The sequence below is a fragment of the Leptolyngbya sp. GGD genome (assembly GCF_026735145.1).
GTDB lineage: Bacteria > Cyanobacteriota > Cyanobacteriia > Leptolyngbyales > Leptolyngbyaceae > Leptolyngbya > Leptolyngbya boryana.
The window spans coordinates 71,786-92,181 of sequence record NZ_JAPQKE010000008.1 but is presented as its reverse complement, the minus strand read 5'-3'; the positions used below and the strand labels follow the sequence as shown (position 1 = coordinate 92,181).

The following is a 20,396-nucleotide window of genomic DNA, read 5'->3' as shown; positions in this document are numbered from 1 at the left end:
CTTTGAATTGGAGAAAGGGACATGGCAAAAGAGAAAAAAGGCAATCGAGAAGCTAAAAAACCGAAAGCAGAGTCTCAGGGCGGCAAAAAACAGAAAAAAGACCCGAAAAGATTTGACGGGAACACAACCGGATTACTTAGAAATTTAAAGTAGAATCTGCTTCTATTTCCTGCTTTTCTAGTAAGCCAGAGTAACTGGCTTACTTCTAGCTTCCACTACTGATTCAACAATAAGTAGATGGAAGTTTTTTTGTCCCAATTTACAATTCCAAGTCTAAGATTTTATTTTTGTCACGATCTCACTAGAAACCTTTTTTAATATGCCTACTTCAATCAATACTTCCCTAAGAATTCAGTCTCAAGCGAATTTTAGCTTCTGTAGTCACACTACGTTCGATCGCAGTACAACGAGCCAGCATCTCTGTCCTTGCTGTTCGTATGTTCTGCTTCGCCATGTCAGACTAGATGGAGTGTACTGGCGATGTAGTCATTGTCATGCAGAGATGGCTGTTTGGCGTAGTGCATAGCTGGAAATAAGCACCTTACACAGCATCCTGATTAAGGCTAGAAAAAGCTGATCAAAAGCTGGAGACTGCTGAAGGGTTCCATGCAGCAATTTTGACAGGTGTGGGGCAACTCTTCAACGCTAGCACGCACCATTCGCATAATTTGAACCCAGATTCCATCGAACTTCATTTGAGCAGTATTTTCCCATCTCTACACCTGTAATCCTGTAGAGTGTATTCGCTATATTCCTGTTCTTCAATTGATTTGCAAGCAGCTAGTTAAGTCCATGGCTTAGAGGCAAGCAGTTAAGAGTCACTCAACACCTTAATTGAAAATTCGGCTGTTCCTTACCTTCCCTTAACCATTTTTCTACGTTATTTCCGTTATTCTCAACGTTGGTGCATTATGCGTTGACATCTTTCCTCTCAGTACTTCATTGACTGTTAATTCGTTTGTTCTTTTGAGCGGTTCTGCCAAACTATGTCTAATTTGTACGAAGTTGTAGCGAAAGGGGGACCATTGATGCTTCCCCTCGTTGGTTTATCGGTTGCCTCTTTTGCATGTGCCTTCGATCGTGCAGTATTCTGGTTTCAAGTGCTCAGAACCGAAGACCGAGTCGCACATCATATCTTAGACGCAGCACAATATAGCTTGACCGATGCTCGAATGATTGCGGAGAAAGCCAGTTCGCAACCGATTGGACGCTTCATGTTAGCGGCTCTAAAACTCAACCAGCCCAACCCAGAAACTTTCCGATTGGCACTGGAAACGGCGGGTGATGAAGAATTTGCCAAAATGCGCAGAGGCGACAAGATGTTAGAAACAGCCGTCGCGATCGCGCCCCTGCTCGGACTGCTAGGAACTGTAACAGGTCTGATGTTGACCTTTGCCAACTTGAACGTAGGCGGCGCAACGCTCGGAGCAGAACAAACCACCAAAGCGGCAGCCGGAATCGCTGAAGCACTCACAACCACGGCTTGCGGTATGGTCGTCGCAATCATTGCGTTGGCACTTCTAAGAGTCTCTGTCACTCTGCAATCTCAGCAGATGGAGTATTTCTCTAAAATCGGTGGCGAGTTAGAACTGATTTATCGCCAAGTTTGGTACGAACCTTGGACAAATGAATTGGCGAAAGCAGGATCGGCTCAGTTATCTTCTGAACTCTCTGTCGGGAGCTAGGCATGAAATTTAACAAATACCAGCAAAGCCAAATTCCAGAGGTGAATCTCGTTCCGATGATGGACGTGATCATGACGATTCTGACGTTTTTCATCCTGGTATCGATGACACTAACGAGTTCCAAATCTGTAGACGCAATACTGCCCAGTACAGATAAAGGAGTCAACAATAAACCTGCTCCTGAGCCGCTGATTATTGGAATGACACGGGCTGGACAAACGGAAATTAACAATGCAACCGTCACAGAAGCGCAGATTGCAGAACAGGTTGCAGCTTATTTTCAAAGAAATCCACAGGGCGCGATCGTGCTCAAAGCTGATAAGTCGCTTGCTTACGAAAAAGTGGTTCAAACTCTGGGAACGCTGCGAGATGTCGGAGGCGATCGCGTTTCTTTAGCGATCGAGTAGAGAGAGCGCAGAATGGATAGTTTGATCGGGACATTCATCATGTCCCGATTTTTCTTAGCTTTTCGGATCTTTGAGCCACGTTACAATGATCGTTCCAGTTTGATCTTTCGTGGGGATCAAATTTAAGTAGAACGTAGTACTTCCTTTCTTTAAGCGATACAAGTTACCGCCGCCATACTGACCTTGCTCTGAAATCTCAAAGAAACCTGATAGTCCAGCCGCAGACATGGATTGATAGAAGTTCATCGGATTTTGACCTTGTGCTAGCTTCGGTGTTCCATCAATTCCGGGGCGCAAGTCTGGAATCGCTCCCTGCTGCAACTCTGCCTCACTCACAATGTTATAGAACATCTGCGGTTGAGCAAAGTTTTCCGGTGAAGCCGTGTTCGCAGGATTATCTGAGCGATCGGCTTCTACTAAGAGATCCGCCAAAATTTGGTAGTACTCTTCAGGCGGACTCACTGATTCCTTCAAGGTTGCGAGATCAGTCACCTTTTGTTCAGAGAGCAAAATTACTGTTGTAGGAGCGTCAGCAAATAAGCTGAGAAACAGCATTTGACCATTTTTAGCCGTCACGGTGTAGATCTTTGCGTTCGCGTTCTCTTCAGCTAAGGTAACAGTGAATCCTTTTGCTTTGGGTTGCGATTGATAAAAGGCTGCTACTGTGGGTAAATTTGCAGTCGCAATCCGGCAATTCTCACCTAACCCTTTGCCAAAACAATCCGGAGTAGAGGGTTGATAATGCGGGAAATCGACAAACGAGGTGGCACCACCACTGGCAGGATTGGCAACTTGACCTTTTTCAGGAGGTGCTTCTTGCGATCGCGCCGCTTCGGGCTTGGGTGGTTCTGGTTTGATCACAACCGGATTTGCCGCAGGGCGATTGATTTTAGGCAAACTGGGTTTATTGGGATTTGCAATCTTCGCTTTATTTTGTACCTTCACTTTTGTTGTCGGAAGCTGCGTAATTTTAACGGGTGCTTCCTTATTTTCAGGCGGCTTTGGTTTTTCCTGCGGGAATGGAGCAAACAATAAGAGAGCGTGCATTCCAATTGCTGCTAAAAGCATCGGTCGGATGAAGGCACGCGCTGGAGCAGGGATCGCTGGCATAACAGGCATTGAGAGAGTTTTAGTCATGGGATTCAGTCAGATTGAACGTCAACACAAGAAATCGATTGAGAAGAAATCGATCGAGAAAAAGTTACAGTGAGGAAGGCTCCAGCTATTTTGCAATTCCTCAATGTGGCTTGAAATTTCTAGCCGTCTACATAAACCTGAACTCTTACATGCCGAGCTAAAAAGCTCCAGAACATTTCAGTTGTGATCACTTAAATATTTCTTGAATTTCAGAATGTTGTCATCATTTTCATCGTTTGTGAATACAGATGAGCATTTCTGTTTTCTGGAATACAGGGAGGTAGGCTACACCTTATCTGTACCAATATACATCTCAAGGTGGATTTGTAGCGATAACTTTACTGAGACATTTAGTACATCGCATGTGTAAAGAATCTATTTCACTAGCATTCCAATTTGGTTAACCTAAGATTTAACCAAATTTAACCAATTATTATTTTTTCGTTTGTCTTCACTTAACTACTAGAGTTGTAGGGTGTTCAGTGTTACCTAAATTGATGCACCACAGTCTTTGCTCAAGGACACAACACAATGGCACTCTCGACAGCTTTTCGCCGCGCTGCTACTGCGTCTGTAGTAACCATTGCGCTCACGCTTACTCCAGTTTTGACCGCGATCGCCGAAGCCGTCACACTCAATGGAGCTGGCGCAACTTTCCCGGCACTCCTGTATGAACGGTATATTTCCGAATTTAAGAAGAAGAATCCTGGCGCGACGGTGAACTATCAAGCAATCGGAAGCGGCGGTGGGATTCGCCAAACTATCGCAGGCGTTGTAGACTTCGGCGGTAGTGATGCGGCGATGACCGATGACGATATGAAGAAGGTCGATCGCGGCGTGATTTTAGTCCCGACGGCAGGTGGCTCTGTCGTGCCCATCTTCAATCTTCCTGGGGTTTCTAACCTCAAACTTGGTCGCGAAGTGCTACCGGACATTTTTTCAGGTCGGATCACCCGTTGGAATGACCCAAGAATTGCGAAAGATAATCCGGGTGTAAATCTACCTAGCTCTAACATTAAGACCGTTGTGCGTGCCGATGGGAGTGGGACAACGTTTGTGTTTGTAAACCACCTCAGTGCAGTCAATCCGTACTTCAGAGGGCGTGTAGGCGTGGGAACAGCCCCCAAATGGACGACAAATCCGTTGAAAGGGCGGGGCAATGCAGGGGTTGCCTCTACTGTTCAGAAAACGTCGGGATCGATTGGCTATGTTGAGCAATCTTATGCTGAGAAAAATAAGCTGAACGTTGCTCAGGTGCAAACGAAGCGGGGGGAATGGCTGTCTCCGTCACTAGCAGAGACCAACAAAGCCATTGCATCCTTGAAACTCCCGGATAATTTTCGGGTGTTTGATGGAGATCCAGACGCAGGATATCCGATTACAGGGCTGACCTGGATGATGATCTATCGCCGCTATGACAACCCTGAAAAAGCAGCAGCCGTGAAAAAGTGGGTTGAATGGGTTCTTACAGAAGGTCAAGAACTCAATGATGACCTGAATTTTGCTCGAATTGCACCGAGTGATGTGCAACGGATTTTGCAAGTAGTCAGAAACGAAGTCAAGCCCTAGTTTCTAAAAATTCCTCCTCACACTTTTACATTGTTTCTTCACGCCTTGTGAGCTGACACGATCGAAGTTGAGCGATCGAGATAAAGGAACCGTGCCGTTAGAGTTGCTTTTCATTTTCGATGCTGAATTTCGAGTCGCGTCGGCTCTTTCTTCAATTTTCATTCATTCTTGCGATGTGAGGACTATCAAATGTTACGAACAGTTTGGCATTCCCTTGTGTTATTGCCTGGGTTATTTTCTATCTTTGCGATCGCGGCTGTTGCTGAAACTTCGCCTGCATTAACGCAAGTCGAAACTTCAGTCAATCAGCTTGCAAGCGAAGCCCAACCTTCACAGCTTGCTGGTCAGGTTACTTCGGTTTCTCAACTTTCTGATGTTCGCCCGACAGACTGGGCATTTCAAGCGTTACAGTCTCTCGTTGAGCGGTATGGTTGTATTGCAGGCTATCCCGATCGTACCTATCGGGGCAATCGTGCTTTAACGCGCTACGAATTTGCAGCAGGTTTGAATGCTTGCCTCGATCGCGTCAATGAATTGATTGCAGCAGCAACCACTGATTTAGTGAAGCGAGAAGATTTAGCAACTCTGCAAAAGCTCCAAGAAGAGTTTGCAGCAGAGTTAGCAACGCTGCGGGGCATGGTGGATAGTTTAGAAGCGCGCACCACTACGCTAGAAAAACAGCAATTCTCGACAACCACCAAGCTGACCGGGGAAGTCATTTTCTCGGCAGCACAAGCGTTCGGAGATGAAAGAGCGATCAACTCTGATCAACAACGAATCATTGATGCAGCAGCAACGCCCGCAGCACGGGAAACAGCAACTACAGCCGCGATTGGAGCAGGATCAGCGCGAAATGTACAAGAGAATCTAACCTTGTCTAGTCGGGTGCGAATTGGTTTTGATACCAGCTTCAATGGTCGCGATCGCTTAAGAACTCAACTGCAAGCCCGGAACATTCCCTCTTTTTCAGGTGCAGTCACCAACACAAACATGGCTCGTTTGGGCTATGACGGTAGCAATGACAACAGTGTTTCATTGCGTCGCCTAGAGTATCGTTTCCCACTCGGAGATCAAACCACGGTCTTTGTTGGAACGGGAACGGGTGACGGGTTAGAATTCAACGATTCTATTCCGACCCTCAGTCCTTTTGAATCCAGTGGTTCTGGTGCAATTTCCCGCTTTGGTCGCTTTAACCCAATCTACCGTGCTGGTAGCGGAACGGGTGTGATTGTAAACCATCGCTTAGGGCGAGAATTTACCGTTGGCAATCGGTTTACCTTGTCTTTAGGTTATTTAGTCCCCACTGGAGATGCACAAGATCCAAGCCTCGATCGAGGTTTATTTAGTGGCAACTATGCAGCGATCGGGCAGTTAGTCTATCAACCGACCCCTAATTTTGGACTTGGCTTTACCTATGTAAATGCCTACTATACAGCGGGTTCGGGCATCTCAGGTAGCACAGGCAGTGGCTTTGCTAACAATCCGTTTGGTAGCACAGGTACCATTAACGGCGCGGGGAATATTCCAACGACTGCAAATCAATTCGGACTTCAAGCAAATATTCGGTTGAATCCTGGCTTAACATTGTCGGGATGGGCAGGTTATACCGAAGCGAAGGCAAATCGCCGAGTCAACACGATTTCTGGTCAAGGAACCGCTCTCAATCCAGCAGTTCAGGATGGAGATAATGCTTCTATCTGGAACTGGTCAGTCGGACTTGGGTTCCCTGATCTATTCAAAGAAGGAAATTTTGGCGGATTAATCTTTGGGATGCCACCGAAAGTCACGAATAGTGATTATGGTCCTACTACAGGAACGGGCGTGATTCGTCGCCGTCGCGATCGCGATACTTCTTATCACTTGGAAGCATTCTACCGCTATCGCTTGAATGACAATATCGCCATCACACCGGGTGTTCTGGTGATCTTTAATCCAGAGCACAATTCGGCAAACGATACGCTCTTGATTGGTACCATTCGTACCACATTTACCTTCTAAATCTACCCTTGGGGTACTTCAGATCTGTGAGTACCCCTTTTCCTTGCCTTGCTGCTGTTTCCCAATCCCAATTGCCACCCAATTGTTATGAGTTCTTCGCTTTCTTCACGATCTCCATCTCCATCACCTTCGATCACGGATGGAAATACAGCATGGCTTGATCGGGGCTTTGCTTGGGTGCTTCAGGCTGTTGCATTAGCCTCGATCGGAGTATTGCTGTGGATGGGTTGGGTGATTTTTAAGTCTGCTGCTCCCGCAATTCAGGCATTTGGGTTGGGATTTTTATCGCGCCAGGAATGGGATGTCAATCAGCTTCAATTTGGTGCTCTGACTTACATTTACGGAACTCTTGTGAGTTCTTTTATTGCACTCTTATTTGCGGTTCCAGTTGGCATTACCGTTGCCATTGTGACGAGTGAGAAATTCTTACCTGCGGTAGTGCGATCGCTGTTAGGGTTTCTAGTTGAACTCATTGCTTCAATCCCTAGTGTCATTATTGGTTTTTGGGGAATCTTTGTCTTGATTCCATTTATGAAACCGATTCAACTCTGGCTGCATCAGCAATTCGGTTGGATTCCGTTCTTTAGTACCGAAACCTTTGGACCAAGTCTACTCGTTGCTGGAACGATTCTGGCAGTGATGATCTTACCCACGATCGCAGCAATTAGCCGAGATGTGATGACAAGCATTCCGCAAGAGTTAAGAACTGCTTCGATGTCACTCGGTGCAACGCGGTGGGAAATGATTTTCACCATTCTCTTACCTGCGAGTGCTTCAGGAATTGTCGGAGCCGTCATTTTAGCGTTGGGTCGGGCGTTAGGCGAAACGATGGCTGTAACGATGGTAATTGGGAATTCGGATCAAGTTAGCTTATCGTTGCTAGATGCAAGTAATACGATTCCTGCAATTTTAGCAAACCAATTTCCCGAAGCATTAGATGAATTACATATCGGCGCATTGATGTACTTAGCATTGATTTTATTTGCATTAACGTTAATCGTTAATATCATCGCAACCGTATTGGTAAAAATCGTAAGCTTCAAGCGTTAGTCTTTTATTGATTTTGATCAATGTCAAGTTTTTTTGATCGGCAACTTACAAAGCCATTATCGGTTGATCGCCGTTTGTTCAGTTATGGGATGAGTGCGATCGCAGTTCTGCTCACCGGACTCGCGTTACTTCCGCTTTTGTCTATTTTGTTTGAAATTCTCCGTCAAGGTTTACCCAATTTGCGATGGGAAGTGTTGACGAATCTTCCTGCTCCAGTGGGGGAAGCAGGTGTCGTAAGCGGATTTGCTAATGCGATTCAAGGTACAGTCCTTATGGTTGGACTTGCCGCGATGATGAGTATTCCGTTTGGTATTCTCACGGCTATCTATCTCGTTGAAATTGGACGCGGCAATGCCATTGCTCAGATTGTTCGATTTGTGATGTCAATCTTGAGTGCAGTTCCCTCGATCGTAGTTGGTGTTTTTGCTTATGCAGTGATTGTACTTTCTACGATTTTGGGATATCGCGGTTTTTCTGCATTAGCGGGTGCATTCGCATTAGCTGTGATTATGCTACCCATCATTGTTTTGTCAACCGAAGAAGCATTAAAGCTAGTTCCAACTCAGCAGCGTTTAGCTTCCGCCGCATTGGGTGCTAACTCGATTCAAACAACCTTCAAAGTTGTATTGAAAGCGGCATTACCTAGTATTACAACGGGAGTTTTATTAGCGATCGCTCGTGTTTCGGGTGAGACTGCTCCCTTGCTATTTACTGCACTATTCAGCCAGAACTGGGTCGAGCAGGCCTTGAACCCAACGCCATCGCTATCCGTGATGATTTACAACTATGCAAGCTCAGCCTTTCCTGAGCAAAATCAGTTAGCGTGGTCAGCATCAGTTGTGCTTTTAGGAATTGTCATTCTTACCAATTTACTTTCCCGATTGATCACTCGTCGCCATCAATAATCCATGAAACCCGATCCCACTATGCAATTTGCTTCTCAAGCAACCGATTTAGCTCTCTGTGTCAAAGATTTAGCCGTTTACTATGGCACTCGCAAAGCAATAGAAGGTGTGTCGATCGAGATTCCTTCTGCACAGGTAACAGCGATCATTGGTCCTTCGGGTTGCGGTAAATCTACATTTATCAAAACACTGAATCGCATTGGTGAGCTTGAGAGCAATATGCGTATCGAAGGAACGATTCAGTTCTTTGGGCAAGATATCTATAGTAATCGGGTCAATCTCAATCGCTTGCGGCGGCAAATTGGCATGGTCTTTCAGAAGCCGAACCCGTTTCCAATGAGCATTTACGATAATGTTGCCTATGGAATTCGCGTGTTTAGTCGTCCTTCCCGCTCAATGTTGGATGAAATGGTAGAATCTGCCCTCAAAAGTGCAGCGCTGTGGAATGAAGTCAAAGATCATTTGAACAAGTCAGCCTTAAGCTTGTCAGGTGGACAACAACAAAGGCTTTGTATTGCCAGGGCACTAGCTATCAAACCCAGAGTCCTACTCATGGATGAGCCATGTTCGGCGCTCGACCCGATCACAACAATGAAGATTGAAGAACTGATCCAGGAATTGCGGGAACAATTCACGATCGTGATTGTGACGCACAACATGCAGCAAGCCGCCCGGATCAGCGATCGCACCGCATTCTTCAGTACCGATGAAAGCCAAATCGGACAATTAATTGAGGTTGATGCAACCAGTAAAGTATTTAGTGCAGCAACCGATGTCCGCACCCGCAATTACGTCGAGGGTCGCTTTGGTTAGCTGATTTTGGTCAAAGGATTAATCTCCCTCAAAATTCCGTTGCTGTTAGAGTACGAGCTGATCATAGAACTACCTGAGCTATGAGCTATGGTAGAAAAAATATTAGCGAAAACACTATGCCGGAACTGAATTTAGGTATCGCAGCATTTGATCGCCAAGACTATGACGAAGCGTTAAGATTATTGATGCCGATCGCACACCAAGGCAACGCGGAAGCTCAAACGATTATCGGAAACCTCTATCATTTAGGGCTTGGCGTTAAACAAAACCTTGACGAGGCTGCAACCTGGTATCACCATGCTTCGAGACAAGGATATGGGCTTGCATCGAGCAACTTAGCAGGGATCGAGTTGCAGAAGGGCAATCGAGTAGAAGCAGAGCGATTATTCAATCTTGCTCGTCAACAAGGATTTGAACACGCTCCTATTTCTGCAAATTATCTGTGATGCTCTCGCCCTCTGCCACCTCATTGAGCGGCATTTTCTTCGAGTCTAAGAATTCATAACGATTCCCCAAACTGCATTTTGGTCGAGTCTTTCCTGACATACAATAATCAGCGAACCACTTTTAATTGCTGTCATGAGCGACTCGAACGACACAATCTTCAGCAAGATTATTCGTAGAGAAATTCCTGCTGATATTGTCTACGAAGACGACCTAGCCCTCGCCTTTCGCGATGTGAACCCACAAGCGCCCGTTCACATCTTGGTCATTCCCAAACAACCGATCGCGAAACTCGCCGATGCCGAATCCCAGGATCATGCCCTGATGGGACATCTCCTCCTCACCGTTAAACGGGTCGCCGAACAACAAGGACTCAGCAACGGTTATCGAGTTGTCATCAATACAGGTGAAGATGGCGGACAAACCGTGTATCATATGCACCTGCATCTTCTGGGCGGTCGATCGATGAGTTGGCCTCCCGGATAGTAGCGGTTTACGCTACGATCGAATCCAGCGAATCGGAGGAAGGACAACGGTTTACACACGCCCTTTAGCTCGTCTCATCGAGCAACTTCAACACCTCCCAGGTGTCGGCCCTAAATCAGCCCAACGTCTCGCACTACACATCCTTAAACGCCCCGAAGAAGAAGTAAAAGCTTTGGCAATGGCGTTGATGGAAGCAAAGCTGCAAGTTGGGTTCTGTTCTGTTTGCGGTCATTTGTCGGCTGAACCCGTTTGTGAGATTTGTCGATCGCCCCAACGCGATGCGAAAACCATTTGTGTTGTGGCAGAGTCTCGTGATGTGATCGCGCTTGAGAAAACGCGGGAATATCGCGGGAAATATCATGTTTTAGGGGGACTGATTTCCCCGATCGATGGCATTGGCCCTGAGCAACTCAACATTAAGCAACTCGTTCGGCGCGTCAGTCAGCAAAAAGTCGAAGAAGTCATTATCGCCATCAGTCCGAGCGTAGAAGGCGAGACAACAACTCTATATGTTGGAAGCTTGCTAAAACCTTTTACTCGTGTGACGCGGATTGCCTTCGGGCTACCAATGGGTGGAGATTTGGAATATGCAGACGAAGTAACCCTAGCGCGTGCTTTAGAAGGTCGGCGCGTTCTAGATTAAGACGATTGCTGAGCAGACATCGATCGCACAGCAATCTCTTACTATTTTCAGAATCGTCTCTAGCAATACTGCCTGGAGTAGAGATGGGTCAATGACCTATCTCTACTCAAGTTTTTGCACTATCTTGCCGATTTATTCATACGCATCCATCGGCAAACAAGAACAGACCAAATTGCGATCGCCAAAGGCATTATCAATTCGTCCAACGGCTGGATAGAATTTGTTTGCTTTTGTCCATGCCGTCGGGAAAATTGCCTCTTGCCGTGGATAAGGACGATCCCAAGTCTCAGACGTGAGATCTGCAACTGTGTGAGGTGCATTCTTCAAGAGATTGTTCGTGCGATCGACATTGCCATTCTCAATGGCTCGAATCTCTTCTCGAATCGCAATCATGGCATCACAGAAACGATCAAGTTCCGCTTTCGATTCACTCTCAGTCGGCTCAACCATGACCGTTCCTGCCACAGGCCAAGAAACTGTTGGCGGATGGAAGCCGTAATCGATCAATCGTTTTGCAATGTCATCGACTTCGATATCTGCATTTTTCTTGAATTCACGCAGATCGAGAATACATTCATGCGCGACCCAGCCATTCTTGCCCTTGTACAACACGGGATAATGTCCTTCCAGGCGTTTTGCAATATAGTTCGCGCTCAGAATGGCAATCTCAGTTGCCTCGGTCAAGCCTTGACCGCCCATCATTGCAATGTACATCCACGAAATCGGCAAAATGCTAGCACTGCCCCAAGGCGCGGCTGACACAGCTCCAATTCCCGATTCTCCGCTCGTTGCAACTACAGAATGATTGGGTAAGAACGGAACAAGATGCGAAGCAACCCCGATTGGGCCGACTCCAGGGCCGCCGCCACCATGCGGAATACAGAAGGTTTTGTGCAAGTTCAAATGGCACACATCTGCACCAAAATCACCGGGACGACACAAGCCGACTTGAGCATTCATGTTTGCGCCATCCATGTAGACTTGCCCGCCGTTCTCATGCACGATCGCACAAATCTCTCGAATGCCTTCTTCAAACACACCATGCGTTGAAGGATAAGTCACCATCAAGGCTGCTAGATTCTCTCGATGCTGTTCAGCTTTTGCTTTGAGATCTGCAATGTCGATGTTGCCTTCGTGATCACATGCGATCGCAACAACTTTCATCCCTGCCATGACTGCACTCGCTGGATTCGTGCCATGAGCAGATTGAGGAATCAAACAGATCGTGCGATGAGTATCACCCCGACTTTGATGATACTGACGGATAACGAGCAAGCCAGCATACTCACCTTGAGAGCCTGCATTCGGTTGCAATGAAATGCCTGCAAATCCGGTAATTTCAGACAGCCAGGATTCGAGCTGTTGGAACAACGTTTGATAGCCTTGAGTTTGATTCGTCGGTGCAAAAGGATGAATCTGTCCGAACTCTGGCCAAGTAATCGGAATCATTTCAGCAGTTGCATTTAACTTCATCGTGCAAGAGCCGAGCGGAATCATCGCAGACGTAAGAGAGAGATCTCTCGACTGCAAGCGATACATGTATCGCAGAAGTTCCGTCTCCGATCGATAAGCCGAAAAAGTTGGATGAGTCAGATATTTGGAAGTCCGAATAAACGCAGATGGAATTTGAGGATCAGGAATCGCAGGCAGCGATCGACCCGCAAAACAACCAACTAAATCGAGTAAATCCGCTTGAGACGTGGTTTCATCGATCGAGATACCCACAGTGTCGGCATCAATCTTGCGTAAGTTGATCCCTTTCTGCAACGCCCGCGCCAGAACAGCATCCGCATCACATTCGACTTTGAGCGTGTCAAAGTAAGGCTCAGTTCCAAGCTTGAGTCCGAGCTTTTGCAGCGCGATCGCTAATTGTGCAGTTAAACGATGAACGCGATCGGCAATTTTTCTCAAGCCTTCTGCACCGTGATACACCGCATACATGCCCGCAATCACAGCGAGTAAAACTTGGGCTGTACAAATGTTGCTCGTTGCTTTATCCCGGCGAATATGTTGCTCGCGAGTTTGCAGCGCCAGTCTCAAAGCAGGCTGACCATTACGATCTTTAGAAACACCAACTAATCTTCCAGGCAATTGGCGTTTGTAAACTTCTTTCGTCGCAAAGTAAGCCGCATGAGGGCCACCATACCCGAGCGGAACCCCAAATCGTTGAGTATTGCCGATCGCAATATCGGCTCCAAATTCTCCCGGTGCTTTTAGTAAGGTCAAACTCAACAGATCAGCCGCAACCGTCACTAATGCGCCCGCTTGATGAGCACGATCGACAAATTCAGAATAGTCATAAATCGCGCCATCGGTTGCGGGATATTGCAGCAATGCCCCAAAGATCGGAGTGTCAAATTCAAATGTTCGGTGATCGCCGACGATTACTTCGATTCCAAGTGGCAATGCACGAGTTTGAATCACTTCGATCGTCTGAGGATGACATGCTTCTGACACCCAGAACGTCTTCGCTTTATTTTTCACAATGCCATAGCTCATGGACATCGCTTCTGCTGCTGCTGTGCCTTCATCTAGAAGTGAGGCATTCGCAATTTCCAAGCCTGTGAGATCCATGATCATGGTTTGGAAATTCAGCAGCGCTTCGAGCCGTCCTTGAGAAATTTCGGGCTGATACGGCGTGTATTGCGTGTACCAACCTGGATTTTCGAGAATATTGCGCTGAATGACAGGAGGCGTAATGCAATTCGAGTAGCCCATGCCAATCAACGATCGCAGCACTTGATTTTTCGACGCGATCGCTTTGAGTTCCTTCAAAAGCTCATATTCACTCCGACCCGATCGAATTTGTAGCGGACGCTGAATTCGGATGCTTTTTGGCACAGCCTGCTCGATTAGATCGGAAGTCGAGTTTAATCCCAATACCGCGAGCATTGCTCGAATTTCTTCACCTCGCACCCCGATATGTCGATCGACAAAGCGATCGGTATAAGTCAATTCAGGAGTCGAAACAGTGGATTCTGAAGGTTCGGACGAATCGAAATCGAGCGAGCGAGCGTAGTCGGACAATGCGGACACGGACACTGTGGGTTCAGACATAGATTACGAATCGTTTAGAGTGACAAAAGCAGGTTCGATTCTAAGTCAATTTTCGGAGCCGCAAATGTTTGAGAAGACTCAAAATCTGAAGCTCAGACAGATTAACCTAGCCTAAATGAGGCTTTAAAACTGAAATTCCAAACCATCAAGCACGTTGAACGTTCAAGATATCAAAATTTGTTAGACACATTCTGCAACAATTAACCCGCCAGCGGAACTAGCGGGTGTAAAGCTACAGTGAAATTGCCATGTAGATTTCGGAAATTACTGAGAAATTTTCAAGCACCCTCAACCTGAGCACGGTATTCATCGGCTGACATCGCATCGTCAATCTCAGTCGAATCGCTGATTTGCACCTTGATCAGCCATCCGTCTGTATAGGGAGCGTCTACCAATTTCTCTGGCGAATCCATCATTTCTGTATTTGCCTCTAGCACGGTTCCGCTTACCGGAGATTTCAAATCTTCCACCGCTTTCACGGATTCCACGGTGCCAAAATTCTCGCCTTTTTGAACCTCAGTTCCAGGTTCTGGCAATTCCAAAAACACAATATCGCCAAGCTGATCGATCGCGAATGCGGTGATCCCGATCGTGGCAGTGTCGCCATCGAGCTGGACATATTCGTGAGAGTCTGTGTATTTCAGTGTGTCAGGATATTCAAATGCCATGATGTCTAAACGTATCGAAGATTTTTCTTATTCTATTTGCTTGCGCGGTAGAACGGACGCTTCACGACGATCGCGGGATAGTTCTTCCCTCGAATGCCAATTTCGACTGTTTGCCCAGGTTTCGACAATTCAGTCGGAACATAGCCAAGCGCGATCGCTTGTCCGACCGTCGGTGCTAACGTCCCACTGGTGACAATTCCAACCTCTTTCCCTTCAAAGAAAATCGGATAGTCATGTCGCGCAATATTTCGTCCTTGCATTTGTAATCCGACTAAGCGCTTTTTCACGCCGTTTTGTTTTTGCTCTTCGAGGACAGATCGCCCGATAAAATCACCCTTGGTATCGAGATGCACAAGCCAACCAAGCCCCGCTTCTAAGGGCGTTGTTGTCTCGTTAATATCTTGTCCGTATAACGCCATTGCCGCTTCTAATCGCAATGTGTCCCGCGATCCCAACCCGCAAGGAGTCACGCCGGAATTTAACAACGATCGCCAAAGTGCGATCGCAGCTTCTGGTGCGAGCATCACTTCAAATCCATCTTCTCCGGTATATCCGGTACGCGCTAAGAAGGCAGGCTGTCCTAAAACATGCGCTTCTAAATGCCCAAAGGCTTTCACCCCTGACAAATCTTGATCGACGATCTCGCTTAAATATTCGACTGCCTTTTTCCCTTGCACTGCAATTAAAGCTTGCGTCTCTGAAAGATCTTGAAACTCGATCCCACTCAGATGAGCCAGCATCCACTCGCGATCTTTCTGAGTCGTTGCGGCATTCACAATCACAACCCAGCGATCGTCGCCTTGAAAATAGAAAATCAAATCATCAATGATCCCGCCTTGCGGATTTAGCAAGACTGTATATTGAGCTTGTCCCGGCTGAAGGCGACTCAGATCCGATGGCACAAGTTTTTGGATTTGTGTCAAAACATCCCGACCGCTCAGCGTGAATTTACCCATATGGGAAATGTCAAACATGCCTGCTTGCGATCGCACAGCCTGATGTTCCTGAGTAATTCCGCCAAATTGGACAGGCATTTCCCATCCCGAAAAACCCGTCATCCGGGCATTGAGTTCGATCGCTAATTCATACAACGGAGTTCGACGCAAAGCTTCCAAAGGCTGACTCACAAAAAACTCAACACAGATATTCTAAACGTAGCGTTACTCCTGAACTCAGGGGTTTGAATGTATTCTAGAATGCAAATATCTACGGATTCGAGAATATTGATCCCTGATTTCAATTTCTCTGCCTCAAACCTCTTGTCAACTTTGCCATACAGACAGAAACTAATGGTGGGAGTCGAAGTGGAAGTGCGAGGTTATTTTTGTGAAAAAAGTTTTAGCTATTATTTTAGGAGGGGGTGCTGGAACCCGTCTGTATCCATTAACCAAGCAGCGGGCGAAGCCAGCCGTCCCATTAGCCGGAAAATATCGACTCATTGATATTCCAGTCAGTAACTGTATCAATTCTGAGATCTTTAAGATCTATGTTCTGACGCAATTCAATTCGGCTTCTCTCAACCGCCACTTAGCTCGCGCTTACAATTTTTCAGGGTTCAGTGAAGGATTTGTTGAAGTCCTCGCCGCTCAGCAAACTGCCGAAAATCCGAACTGGTTCCAAGGAACTGCCGATGCGGTTCGCCAATATATTTGGCTGTTTCAAGAATGGGACATTGATGAATATGTGATTCTGTCGGGTGATCACTTGTATCGCATGGACTATCGCGAATTCGTTCAGCGTCACCGCGAAACTGGAGCGGATATTACGCTTTCAGTTGTGCCGATGGATGAGGCACGCGCTTCTGATTTTGGTTTGATGAAGATCGATGATTCTGGACGAGTTGTAGACTTTAGCGAGAAGCCGAAAGGCGATGCGTTGAAAGCCATGCAGGTTGATACGACCGTTTTAGGATTGTCGCCTGAAGAAGCAAAACAAAGCCCCTACATTGCTTCAATGGGGATCTATGTCTTCAAGAAAGAAGTTCTCGAAAAATTATTGAGAGAAGCCCCGAATCAAACTGATTTCGGAAAGGAAATCATCCCTAGTTCGGCAAGTACTTACAACGTTCAAGCCTACCTGTTTAACGACTATTGGGAAGACATCGGAACGATTCAAGCGTTCTACGAATCGAATTTGGCATTAACCCAACAACCCTATCCGCCTTTCAGTTTCTACGACGAGACGGCTCCGATCTATACTCGTCAACGCTTCTTGCCACCGAGCAAATTCCTCGATTCTCAAATTACCGAATCGATCGTGGGTGAAGGCTGCATCCTGAAAAATTGCCGAGTGCATCATTCGGTGTTGGGTGTGCGATCGAGAATTGAAGCAGGCTCGATCATTGAAGATTCGCTGATCATGGGAGCGGACTTCTACCAAGGTAATACTGAGCGCAAATCCGGTGCGGATTGTGATAGTCCAAATGTACCGCTAGGAATTGGTTCAGACACGATTATTCGTCGTGCCATTATCGATAAGAATGCTCACATTGGATGTAACGTCCAAATTGTGAACAAAGACCATGTGCAGGAAGCCGATCGAGAAAATCTCGGTTTCTATATTCGCAGTGGGATTGTTGTGACGTTGAAAAATGCGGTGATTCCCGACGGAACGATTATCTAAACCGATTCGATTAGTGCTAATGATTGGACTGCCAGGGAGCGGGAAATCGACTCTGGCAGATTCTTTGTTGGCAGATGAATCGTTGCCTTCCGAATTGTTGTGCTCTCGCGAATGGAATTTGCAGGACACTCATACAAGAAGGTTAATCTCCACCGATGCTATTCGCGCTCAACTGTTCGGAGATGAGGCGATTCAAGGCAGTTGGCTGAAAATCTGGCTCGAAGTGCGATCGCAATTTCAACAAGCGGCAAACGCGATCGCAGCCAACGAACTCGAATTTGCAATCTACGATGCCACCAATGCCGTGCGGAAACAACGCCGAGCCGCGATCGCACTCGCACGAAAAGCTGGATTCACACACATCACTGGAATTTGGGTCAATCCAACGATCGAGATTTGTCTAGAGCGAAATCGACTGCGATCGCGCCAAGTTCCAGAAGAAGTCATTCACCGCATGGCTCGCCGATTATACGGAGCACCACCATCCGTAGAAGAAGGATTAGATTGTTTGATTGAAACTGAAAGCCAGACTACTCCCCACCCCCTACTCCCCACTTTTTCTGATCCCGAAAGTAACTTTCCAAGTCATAATGAACAGAGCGTTAACTCACCGCACGCAACATAATGGACGCTTTTGAACCGACTCCGCCGACTTGGACAACTTCGGCAGTTCATTCTTTCTCTTTTGCTTGTCCAACCTGTCATAAGTCTTCCAAGGAAGCGAATGGAGTTTGGATCAATCGTCGCGCTCCGGTATTCACCGAAGACTATCGCAAAAAATGGCAGGAATTCTATCATTGCCAATGCGGTCAAGTTTGGTGGGCATGGAGTAGCGATCGCCCACCGAGCGAACTTGGAGAACGCGAACGGGATGAACCTCGCCGCCGCCGTTTTGATTCGTTTAACCCTTTTGACGACTTCTAGGCATTAAGCTTTTAATCTCACGTAATAACGGAATCGATTGTCGAGTCGTCGATCGCGGTTGTGTGAGAACTCCATGTCGAGGACTCAACAGAAACGCCAGAAAAAACAATGCCGATGTGACCATCACGATCGCGGCTCCCGATGGCAAATTGTAGAAATAGCTCAAATACATGCCGCTGATGCTGGAGAAAATCCCGATCGCGGCTCCAACGATCATGACGTGGTGCAATCGCTTGACTAACAAATAGGCAGTTGCACCTGGAGTAATGAGCAACGATAAAACCAGAATGACACCTACAGCTTTCATGCTGGCAACGATCGTTAATGCAATCAAGACCATCAAACCCAAATTCAGCAAATTGGTCGGAAGCCCTGCTGCTTGTGCGCCTAAGGCATCAAAAGTATAGAAAAGAAGTTCTTTATAAAAGAGCACCACGATCGCTAAAATCACCGCAGCAATAATCGCAGTGTCTCGCACATCGCCTGTTGTCACACCCAAAATATTGCCAAATAGAAAATGATTCAAATCGATTTTGTTATCTTTTTGAATCACCGTAATTAACGTAATTCCAAGTGCAAAAAACGCACTGAAGACAATGCCCATGGCGGCATCTTCTTTAATCGGCGATCGCGTGCGAATCCAAGCAATAATCAAGGTACTGAGAACGCCTGCGATGAATGCGCCCACAAAAATATTGAATCCAAACAGAAATGCGATCGCGAGTCCTGGCAGAACCGAGTGGCTAATTGCATCACCTAAGAGGGCTAAGCGTTGAACAATCAAATAGCTCCCGACGATCGCGCAAATCAACCCGACTAAGATGGCGATGATTAGGGATCGCTGCATGAATCCATATTGCAAAGGCTCAATGAGGGCTTCCATAGTTCGATGGTGGATGAAATGACTCTGAATGTTTGCCTAGCGAATAGAACTCACAGCGACGACAAAGTTCGCCTGACGTAGACTACCCGCCATGCTTGTAATCCACCCTATGCGAGTTTTGTCTGGATTACCATGAATTAAATCGCTGAGTGAATCGAATTCGCGATCCTAAGCAGCATCCGAGAAGAATACAACCTTCCCACCATAAGCCTGCTGCAAATTCTCTTGAGTCAAGACTTTCTGCCGAGATCCACTTGCAACTAGCGATTTATTCAGCAAAATCAACTCATCAAAATTGACGATCGATTCACCCAAATCGTGATTCACCACCAGCACCAATTTGTTCTCGCGCGTCAACTCCTTAAACACATCGAACATAATTGTCTGGGTTTTCTGATCAATTCCGACAAACGGTTCATCAAAGCAAAATACATCCGCTTGCTGTGCCAATGCCCGCGCCAAAAAGACTCGTTGTTGCTGCCCACCGGACAAATCCGAGATTGCGCGATCGCGAAACTCCATCATTCCCACCCGCTCTAAGGCCTGGGTTACTAACCTGCGACTGATCGAAGAATATCGCTGAAACCAGCCCGTTTTCTTCGTCCGCCCCATCATTACAACATCCCAAACGGTGACAGGATACGACCAATCAATCTGCGATCGCTGCGGCACATACGCGACTCGATCCAACTGATCCACCAGCGCTTTTCCTTCATACTGCACCGCACCGCTCACCGCCGGAATCAATCCGAGCATTGCTTTAATGAGCGTACTTTTTCCAGCTCCATTCGGCCCGAAAATTCCTACCAACCGACCAGATTGAAGCGAGAAACTAACATCCGTCAGTGCCTCGATCGCTCGATACTTCACACTAAGATTTTCGACTGTCAGATTTGGTGAAATATCCAGCGCTTGAGTATGGACAGTCAATCGGGGATAAGAATTCTCAAAGAATGGAGTCGATTGCATATCAGTGTCCTTGGTCAATAATGAAAGAATAATGAAAAGTTTGAATACTCTAAAGTATGACAGAAAATGAAAGAAAAATGAAAATCTCTTAGTTCCCTAGTTTAGGCAAAGTCAAATTGAGTTGAATCAGCTTTAT

At 46.7% G+C, this 20,396-nt stretch carries 20 protein-coding genes; 14 read left to right on the top strand and 6 right to left on the bottom strand.

The window, feature by feature from the left end:
- Positions 1 to 21: 21 nt before the first annotated feature.
- From OU814_RS26200 to OU814_RS26190, 3 genes are all read left to right on the top strand, one after another.
- Complete coding sequence (locus OU814_RS26200) at positions 22 to 153, top strand: hypothetical protein (RefSeq protein WP_017289064.1); 132 nt, start codon at positions 22 to 24, stop codon at positions 151 to 153.
- An 833-nt stretch (positions 154 to 986) separates the two neighbouring features.
- Entirely contained in the window at positions 987 to 1,685 is a 699-nt protein-coding gene (locus OU814_RS26195; RefSeq protein ID WP_268242612.1) for a MotA/TolQ/ExbB proton channel family protein, read from the top strand.
- A gap of 2 nt (positions 1,686 to 1,687) precedes the next feature.
- Positions 1,688 to 2,092 carry an ExbD/TolR family protein gene (locus OU814_RS26190; protein ID WP_268242611.1) on the top strand — a complete coding sequence of 135 codons (405 nt, stop codon included), beginning with the start codon at positions 1,688 to 1,690 and terminating at the stop codon, positions 2,090 to 2,092.
- A gap of 54 nt (positions 2,093 to 2,146) precedes the next feature.
- Here the strand turns inward: OU814_RS26190 and OU814_RS26185 are convergent, their stop codons facing one another.
- On the bottom strand, positions 2,147 to 3,229 hold the full coding sequence (locus OU814_RS26185; protein WP_268242610.1) for a hypothetical protein: 1,083 nt from the start codon (positions 3,227 to 3,229) through the stop codon (positions 2,147 to 2,149).
- Positions 3,230 to 3,760: 531 nt separating this feature from the next.
- Between OU814_RS26185 and pstS the strand changes: the two genes are divergently transcribed.
- The 8 genes from pstS (at position 3,761) to recR (ending at position 11,137) form a co-directional block, all read left to right on the top strand.
- A complete protein-coding gene (gene pstS, locus OU814_RS26180; RefSeq protein WP_268242609.1) occupies positions 3,761 to 4,798 on the top strand; it encodes a phosphate ABC transporter substrate-binding protein PstS in 1,038 nt (345 codons plus the stop codon).
- A 189-nt stretch (positions 4,799 to 4,987) separates the two neighbouring features.
- A complete protein-coding gene (locus OU814_RS26175) occupies positions 4,988 to 6,796 on the top strand; it encodes an iron uptake porin (RefSeq protein ID WP_268242608.1) in 1,809 nt (602 codons plus the stop codon).
- Between the two features lie 87 nt (positions 6,797 to 6,883).
- Positions 6,884 to 7,846 carry a phosphate ABC transporter permease subunit PstC gene (gene pstC / locus OU814_RS26170; protein WP_268242607.1) on the top strand — a complete coding sequence of 321 codons (963 nt, stop codon included), beginning with the start codon at positions 6,884 to 6,886 and terminating at the stop codon, positions 7,844 to 7,846.
- A gap of 20 nt (positions 7,847 to 7,866) precedes the next feature.
- Positions 7,867 to 8,751 (top strand): phosphate ABC transporter permease PstA, encoded by an 885-nt coding sequence (pstA, locus tag OU814_RS26165; RefSeq protein ID WP_268242606.1) that lies wholly within the window; start codon positions 7,867 to 7,869, stop codon positions 8,749 to 8,751.
- A 21-nt stretch (positions 8,752 to 8,772) separates the two neighbouring features.
- The gene (pstB, locus tag OU814_RS26160; RefSeq protein ID WP_268242605.1) at positions 8,773 to 9,564 is read left to right on the top strand and encodes a phosphate ABC transporter ATP-binding protein PstB; all 792 of its coding nucleotides are present in this window, start codon (positions 8,773 to 8,775) and stop codon (positions 9,562 to 9,564) included.
- 116 nt (positions 9,565 to 9,680) lie between these two features.
- The gene (locus tag OU814_RS26155) at positions 9,681 to 10,010 is read left to right on the top strand and encodes a tetratricopeptide repeat protein (RefSeq protein ID WP_268242604.1); all 330 of its coding nucleotides are present in this window, start codon (positions 9,681 to 9,683) and stop codon (positions 10,008 to 10,010) included.
- A 133-nt stretch (positions 10,011 to 10,143) separates the two neighbouring features.
- Positions 10,144 to 10,494 (top strand): histidine triad nucleotide-binding protein, encoded by a 351-nt coding sequence (locus OU814_RS26150; RefSeq protein ID WP_268242603.1) that lies wholly within the window; start codon positions 10,144 to 10,146, stop codon positions 10,492 to 10,494.
- 22 nt (positions 10,495 to 10,516) lie between these two features.
- Entirely contained in the window at positions 10,517 to 11,137 is a 621-nt protein-coding gene (gene recR, locus OU814_RS26145; protein ID WP_442786153.1) for a recombination mediator RecR, read from the top strand.
- A 132-nt stretch (positions 11,138 to 11,269) separates the two neighbouring features.
- Here the strand turns inward: recR and gcvP are convergent, their stop codons facing one another.
- From gcvP to gcvT, 3 genes are all read right to left on the bottom strand, one after another.
- Positions 11,270 to 14,194 (bottom strand): aminomethyl-transferring glycine dehydrogenase, encoded by a 2,925-nt coding sequence (gene gcvP, locus OU814_RS26140; RefSeq protein ID WP_268242602.1) that lies wholly within the window; start codon positions 14,192 to 14,194, stop codon positions 11,270 to 11,272.
- A gap of 278 nt (positions 14,195 to 14,472) precedes the next feature.
- Entirely contained in the window at positions 14,473 to 14,862 is a 390-nt protein-coding gene (gcvH, locus tag OU814_RS26135) for a glycine cleavage system protein GcvH (protein WP_017289076.1), read from the bottom strand.
- A 32-nt stretch (positions 14,863 to 14,894) separates the two neighbouring features.
- Positions 14,895 to 15,989: a glycine cleavage system aminomethyltransferase GcvT gene (gene gcvT, locus OU814_RS26130; protein WP_268242601.1), complete on the bottom strand. Its 1,095-nt coding sequence runs from the start codon at positions 15,987 to 15,989 to the stop codon at positions 14,895 to 14,897.
- Positions 15,990 to 16,188: 199 nt separating this feature from the next.
- Here gcvT and OU814_RS26125 point away from each other — a divergent pair, with 199 nt between their 5' ends.
- The 3 genes from OU814_RS26125 to OU814_RS26115 are packed head-to-tail and all read left to right on the top strand — an operon-like array spanning position 16,189 to position 18,408.
- A complete protein-coding gene (locus OU814_RS26125) occupies positions 16,189 to 17,484 on the top strand; it encodes a glucose-1-phosphate adenylyltransferase (protein ID WP_017289078.1) in 1,296 nt (431 codons plus the stop codon).
- Positions 17,485 to 17,503: 19 nt separating this feature from the next.
- Positions 17,504 to 18,109: an AAA family ATPase gene (locus OU814_RS26120; protein ID WP_268242600.1), complete on the top strand. Its 606-nt coding sequence runs from the start codon at positions 17,504 to 17,506 to the stop codon at positions 18,107 to 18,109.
- The gene (locus tag OU814_RS26115) at positions 18,109 to 18,408 is read left to right on the top strand and encodes a hypothetical protein (RefSeq protein WP_017289080.1); all 300 of its coding nucleotides are present in this window, start codon (positions 18,109 to 18,111) and stop codon (positions 18,406 to 18,408) included. Before OU814_RS26120 ends, OU814_RS26115 begins: the two co-directional genes overlap by 1 nt.
- Here OU814_RS26115 and OU814_RS26110 read toward each other — a convergent pair.
- Together OU814_RS26110 and OU814_RS26105 are read right to left on the bottom strand one after the other, a co-directional pair.
- Positions 18,386 to 19,291 carry a metal ABC transporter permease gene (locus tag OU814_RS26110; RefSeq protein WP_017289081.1) on the bottom strand — a complete coding sequence of 302 codons (906 nt, stop codon included), beginning with the start codon at positions 19,289 to 19,291 and terminating at the stop codon, positions 18,386 to 18,388. The genes OU814_RS26115 and OU814_RS26110 overlap by 23 nt on opposite strands.
- A 168-nt stretch (positions 19,292 to 19,459) precedes the next feature.
- On the bottom strand, positions 19,460 to 20,260 hold the full coding sequence (locus tag OU814_RS26105) for a metal ABC transporter ATP-binding protein (RefSeq protein ID WP_268242599.1): 801 nt from the start codon (positions 20,258 to 20,260) through the stop codon (positions 19,460 to 19,462).
- Positions 20,261 to 20,396: the final 136 nt, after the last annotated feature.

Excerpts from the sequence above, each read along its gene's own strand:
- OU814_RS26185 (WP_268242610.1), bottom strand. The coding sequence starts at position 3,229 with ATGACTAAAACTCTCTCAATGCCTGTTATGCCAGCGATCCCTGCTCCA.
- OU814_RS26175 (WP_268242608.1), top strand. The coding sequence starts at position 4,988 with ATGTTACGAACAGTTTGGCATTCCCTTGTGTTATTGCCTGGGTTATTT.
- pstA (WP_268242606.1), top strand. The coding sequence starts at position 7,867 with ATGTCAAGTTTTTTTGATCGGCAACTTACAAAGCCATTATCGGTTGAT.
- OU814_RS26120 (WP_268242600.1), top strand. The coding sequence starts at position 17,504 with ATGATTGGACTGCCAGGGAGCGGGAAATCGACTCTGGCAGATTCTTTG.
- OU814_RS26195 (WP_268242612.1), top strand. The coding sequence starts at position 987 with ATGTCTAATTTGTACGAAGTTGTAGCGAAAGGGGGACCATTGATGCTT.
- OU814_RS26105 (WP_268242599.1), bottom strand. The coding sequence starts at position 20,260 with ATGCAATCGACTCCATTCTTTGAGAATTCTTATCCCCGATTGACTGTC.
- OU814_RS26110 (WP_017289081.1), bottom strand. The coding sequence starts at position 19,291 with ATGGAAGCCCTCATTGAGCCTTTGCAATATGGATTCATGCAGCGATCC.
- OU814_RS26150 (WP_268242603.1), top strand. The coding sequence starts at position 10,144 with ATGAGCGACTCGAACGACACAATCTTCAGCAAGATTATTCGTAGAGAA.
- gcvH (WP_017289076.1), bottom strand. The coding sequence starts at position 14,862 with ATGGCATTTGAATATCCTGACACACTGAAATACACAGACTCTCACGAA.
- pstS (WP_268242609.1), top strand. The coding sequence starts at position 3,761 with ATGGCACTCTCGACAGCTTTTCGCCGCGCTGCTACTGCGTCTGTAGTA.
- gcvP (WP_268242602.1), bottom strand. The coding sequence starts at position 14,194 with ATGTCTGAACCCACAGTGTCCGTGTCCGCATTGTCCGACTACGCTCGC.
- OU814_RS26200 (WP_017289064.1), top strand. The coding sequence starts at position 22 with ATGGCAAAAGAGAAAAAAGGCAATCGAGAAGCTAAAAAACCGAAAGCA.
- OU814_RS26115 (WP_017289080.1), top strand. The coding sequence starts at position 18,109 with ATGGACGCTTTTGAACCGACTCCGCCGACTTGGACAACTTCGGCAGTT.
- OU814_RS26155 (WP_268242604.1), top strand. The coding sequence starts at position 9,681 with ATGCCGGAACTGAATTTAGGTATCGCAGCATTTGATCGCCAAGACTAT.
- OU814_RS26190 (WP_268242611.1), top strand. The coding sequence starts at position 1,688 with ATGAAATTTAACAAATACCAGCAAAGCCAAATTCCAGAGGTGAATCTC.
- pstB (WP_268242605.1), top strand. The coding sequence starts at position 8,773 with ATGCAATTTGCTTCTCAAGCAACCGATTTAGCTCTCTGTGTCAAAGAT.
- pstC (WP_268242607.1), top strand. The coding sequence starts at position 6,884 with ATGAGTTCTTCGCTTTCTTCACGATCTCCATCTCCATCACCTTCGATC.